This window comes from Candidatus Neomarinimicrobiota bacterium (assembly GCA_018647265.1).
Classification (GTDB): domain Bacteria; phylum Fidelibacterota; class Marinisomatia; order Marinisomatales; family TCS55; genus TCS55.
The window spans coordinates 1-4,455 of sequence record JABGTK010000009.1; the positions used below are offsets into that span (position 1 = coordinate 1).

Consider the following 4,455-nt stretch of genomic DNA (forward strand, 5'->3'; position numbering starts at 1 on the left):
AACCATCGGGCCATTGTATTTTTAGATGGTCTGTATCACTTTTTAGTCCCATGATTTGAATGGGAGAATTCTGAGACCAATATCCTGAACCGGATTGGATTTCCTTACCGGCCCTTTTTGATCCTTTTTCTCAAGTGCAGAAAATCATGGACATAACTATAGAATTAACAGGTACTAATAGCTGGTGCAAATAGGTAATTATTCCAGATAAAAATAGGGTGTTCGCCCCATTGACAGGTATTATGTTAATAGTTGTAAAATTAGGACTATATTTTCAAAGACAGTACGAACTTTCGCAAAAAAGAGAACTATGGAGGTGGGACCAGGGACAATGAAATTCGATCGGTTTGGTTGGTTATAATTGAGAACTGGACCCGATAGTGTTCAGGAGTTCTTATAAATAATGTTAATAATAATAATTCTCCTTATTACTTAACAACATTTAGTTGTATAGACGCAGATCATAGTAGTTTAAATTCATCCACAGGAATTTCAAATTGATGGGTATACTTTTATTTATCGTTGTAAGACAACATATGGCTAGGTAAGGAAAATATGAGAAAATATATTTTAGTCTCATTTACATTCCTGACGCCAGCACTTTTACTTGTGACTGGATGTCGTATCACGGAACCAGAACCACCTGGAAAAAATTTCCATATCGAAGAGCTACCAAGTTTTTTTAGAGAACCTGCATGGCATCCCCAAGGACAATGGATTGCTGTATCCCATGGAGATAGTGTAGACACGAACACAGACGGAATAAAAGACAATATTTTTTGGGGTATATGGGTCATACATGCAGATACTGGCATTAAACAGCCACTTATTCGTGGCTTCAGTTACCCTGCTTGGAGCTCTGATGGACTCAAACTCGCAATGCACAAAATGGGACAGATATTTACTGTTGAAGTTTTGAATTATGATCCTGCCGAAATAGACATGTCAACATTACAGCAATTAACAACAAAAGGGAAAAATTTCTTCCCGGCTTGGAGTAATGACGGAGCCCGTATTACCTATGATTCTGATATTGATGACACTAAATATGATATCTGGGTCATGGATTCAAATGGAAATAATAAGATAAACATTAGTAGTGAAAGTGATAGTGCAGGGGAAGGTGGATGGAGATTCCCTATTTGGTCTCCCGATGACAAGTGGATAGTTCATGGACGTTATATGTCAAATGGCCAAGCGGGTACTGATGTATTTACTATGGATACAAACGGAACAAATTCAAAATGGATTGCCCATGGTTCCTTCCCTAGATATTCATATGATGGAACAAAATTAGCATTTTATACGGAACCCGGTCTAACTATATGGATTATTGAAGCAGACGGGACTAATCCTCGTCAGCTAACCCAAGGGCCTGATTGGGATTTTTCTTGGAGCCCTGATGGGAAAAGTATTGTCTTTCTTCGGTGGGCAGTCAACAATCGTAATCCTATACCAAAAGGTAATGGTCAACTTTGGGTAATTGATGTGGACGGAACTAATCTCCGACAACTTACATTTTTCAAGGGAATATACGGTCCACCATTATCTCTTGGAGATCAATTATTTCCCAGTTATAACTTAAGAAATAACGTTAATAAGTAAGAAAGCTTCTTAATGCGGAAGGGTGAATTCTGTTAGCCTTTTTGCCAACTAAACAAGAGGATAGATAATCATGACGAGACGATTACCAAAAGAAAATTCTTGCAAATGGCCGAGTCTATGTGCTGTTGTATTAGGATTTTTTCTAATTACAATTTCACTTGAGGCTCAAAACAGTAGAGAAAACTCATTTGAGCAAGTTAAGCGAGAATTTATTGTTGAATTCAAGCCTGGAATTCTCACCTTACCTCAAGGTAGAACTAAGGGTAGATTGGATGAGATTGAAATACCATCTCAAGAATTACACCAGATTTTAGTAAACGGTAGAGTCTCTGAAATATCGCGCCTTATCCCTAATTTTGTTGCAGAAAACCGTTTCAAGATGACCAGAACCGGTGAACCGGTAGAGTTGACCGATTGGTCAAATGTATATTTATTACGGTTGGCTGTTCCGATGATGCGTGATAGCCTGCTGAATACTATGTCGAGGCGCCCGGAAGTTATTTATGCTGAACCAAATATTTTAGGCAAGCTATTTACTGACCCCAACGATCCGCACTTTTCAAAACAGTGGGCTATGAAAAATGAAGGGACTGCTGCGCAAGGAGGAGGAACAAATGATTCAGATATTGACGCAGAAGAAGCTTGGGAAATAACGACAGGATCAAGTGCAATTAATATTGCAATAGTTGATGCTGGTATGCAGACTAACCATCAGGATTTTACGGGTCGCGTAATAGGTGATATAGGTGACAATCATTATCATGGCACAGCAGTAGCAGGAATCGCAGCTGCACAAGGTAACAATTCAGTTGGAGTTGCTGGTGTGGCCTGGAACGTCGGTATCATTAATGAAGACTTAGGTGCAATAACGATTGTTAATGCCACAAATGCAATTCAAAGCGCCATTAATCGCAATGCCCATGTTATTAATAACAGTTATGGGTTTGACCAGATTAATAACTCTTTTACCCTTTACAGGGCGTTTACAGATGCATATAAGATGAATTTGACTACTGTAGCCGCAATGGGAAATGATGGTAACGATTTATACCCACAGTCACCAGCCAATTTTGGAAGAATAGTAATCGCGGTCGGTGCTACAAAGAACACTGATTCCAGGAAGGCGAACTCTAGCACAGGACCCCATATAGACGTTGTGGCGCCAGGGGGTTCTGGTAAAGATTTTCCAGACGAAGAAAATATTTTCACTACTCTACCAGGGGATAGTTATGACAATAAAACCTTCATTGATGGTAAATGGGAACCAATTTCGGGAACTTCATTTTCTACCCCAGTTGTTAGCGGTATTTCTGCTCTTCTACTATCGTTTAATCCCTCTTTGTATAACGATGACATAAGGCAAATCATTAGAATTTCTGCCGAAGATAAAGGGCCATCAGGATTTGATAATGAATACGGAGAAGGTCGCGTAAACGCCCGCGCTGCATTGGATTCAATCCGTTCTCCGAATCAATTAAACCATTGGTTTTCCACAGGCGGTACGGTTGTATCTAGTTTGTGGAATAATTATCAGGAATTTTATGGATTACCGGGTTTGGGTGATGGTACTTATATCGTAGAAAGGCATGAGGTCGAAAAGACTGTGTCCTTTCCATCTTCCTTTAGTTCTACGCCCCATGTCTGGGGTCGTGGAGTTGCTTCTAACGGGTATTCTAAAGCTGATCCAAACTTTACAATGGGCTATTGTGAAGTTGTTCCCGGTACAATCACGAATACGAGCGTTAGGTTAAGAACCTATGTATATGATATTTATATTGAAGATCCAGTAGATGGTTTCCCCGATTATTGGGATACTTATCCATGTGATCCGGGCCAGGTCGTATTTGCCTATACTGCGCTTGGAACTTTTCCTCCCCTTGCTGTCTCAATTAGCGGCCCCTTGTTTCTGGATTTTAAAGAAACAGGTTATTATACCGTTAACGTTACCGGTGGTAACGGATCAATAGGTTATCAATGGAAAATTAAAAATGACGGTAGCAGTATTTGGTCGAATTTAGGAATTTCTCAGTCTCAACAAGTGACAATGGGCACTACAAGCTTTACAATGAAGGTTGAGGTGACCAGAGGGAGCGAATCTGACTTTGAGACAAAATATGTCCAATATAATTCAGGCGGATTTAATCCTAAAATATTATTGTTGCCTCAATCTTATTCCTTATCACAAAACCATCCCAATCCATTCAATCCGACCACTACAATTAAATATGAATTGCCGGAAGCCAGTTCAATTTCCCTAGTTATTTATGATCTTCGAGGAAATGAAGTAACACGCTGGACCATGGGCAATGAACGAGCGGGATATAAACGAAAAACCTGGAATGGAACAGATACAAATGGGAATCGTGTACCGGCAGGTGTTTACATTTACAAATTAACAGCGCGTTCAATGGAAAGTGATCAGATCTTCACCAATAGTCGAAAGATGGTGTTGATGAAATAAAGAATCGGGTGGTTATAGAATGGAGAAAGGGCCGATTAATTTTCCGTAAATGTAACCGTTAATTTATTCCCATTTAATGGCTCGGTGGTTTTAGAACCGTCGGGCCATTGGATTTTTAGATCAGATGCTTCCCCTTTTATTCCCAAAATTTGAATAGGAGAATTCTGAGACCAATATCCTGAACCGGATTGAATCTCCCGCACGGGACCCAAGGAGCCGTCTTTATAACTAATTTGAATTTTTGCACCAAAGGCCCATGGATTAAATTTTGAACCCCTTAGTTTAACCCTTAATCCCGGTTCCGAATTTGTATTTTCATATAATTTTGTTTGCGCCCCGTTCTGGGTAACAATTAGATCAATTCGATTATCCAGATTAAAATCGGCAAA

The 4,455-nt window shown here is 39.6% G+C and carries 3 protein-coding genes; 2 read left to right on the top strand and 1 reads right to left on the bottom strand.

The annotated features are described in order from the left end of the window. Positions 1 to 555 precede the first annotated feature (555 nt). Both HN459_01015 and HN459_01020 read left to right on the top strand, forming a co-directional pair. Positions 556 to 1,605, top strand: coding sequence for a hypothetical protein (locus tag HN459_01015; protein MBT3478022.1), 1,050 nt, complete (start codon positions 556 to 558; stop codon positions 1,603 to 1,605). Positions 1,606 to 1,675: 70 nt separating this feature from the next. Next, positions 1,676 to 4,066 carry a S8 family serine peptidase gene (locus HN459_01020; protein ID MBT3478023.1) on the top strand — a complete coding sequence of 797 codons (2,391 nt, stop codon included), beginning with the start codon at positions 1,676 to 1,678 and terminating at the stop codon, positions 4,064 to 4,066. 35 nt (positions 4,067 to 4,101) lie between these two features. Here HN459_01020 and HN459_01025 read toward each other — a convergent pair. Beyond that, positions 4,102 to 4,455: hypothetical protein (locus HN459_01025; GenBank protein MBT3478024.1), on the bottom strand; the 354-nt coding region annotated here is incomplete at its 5' end.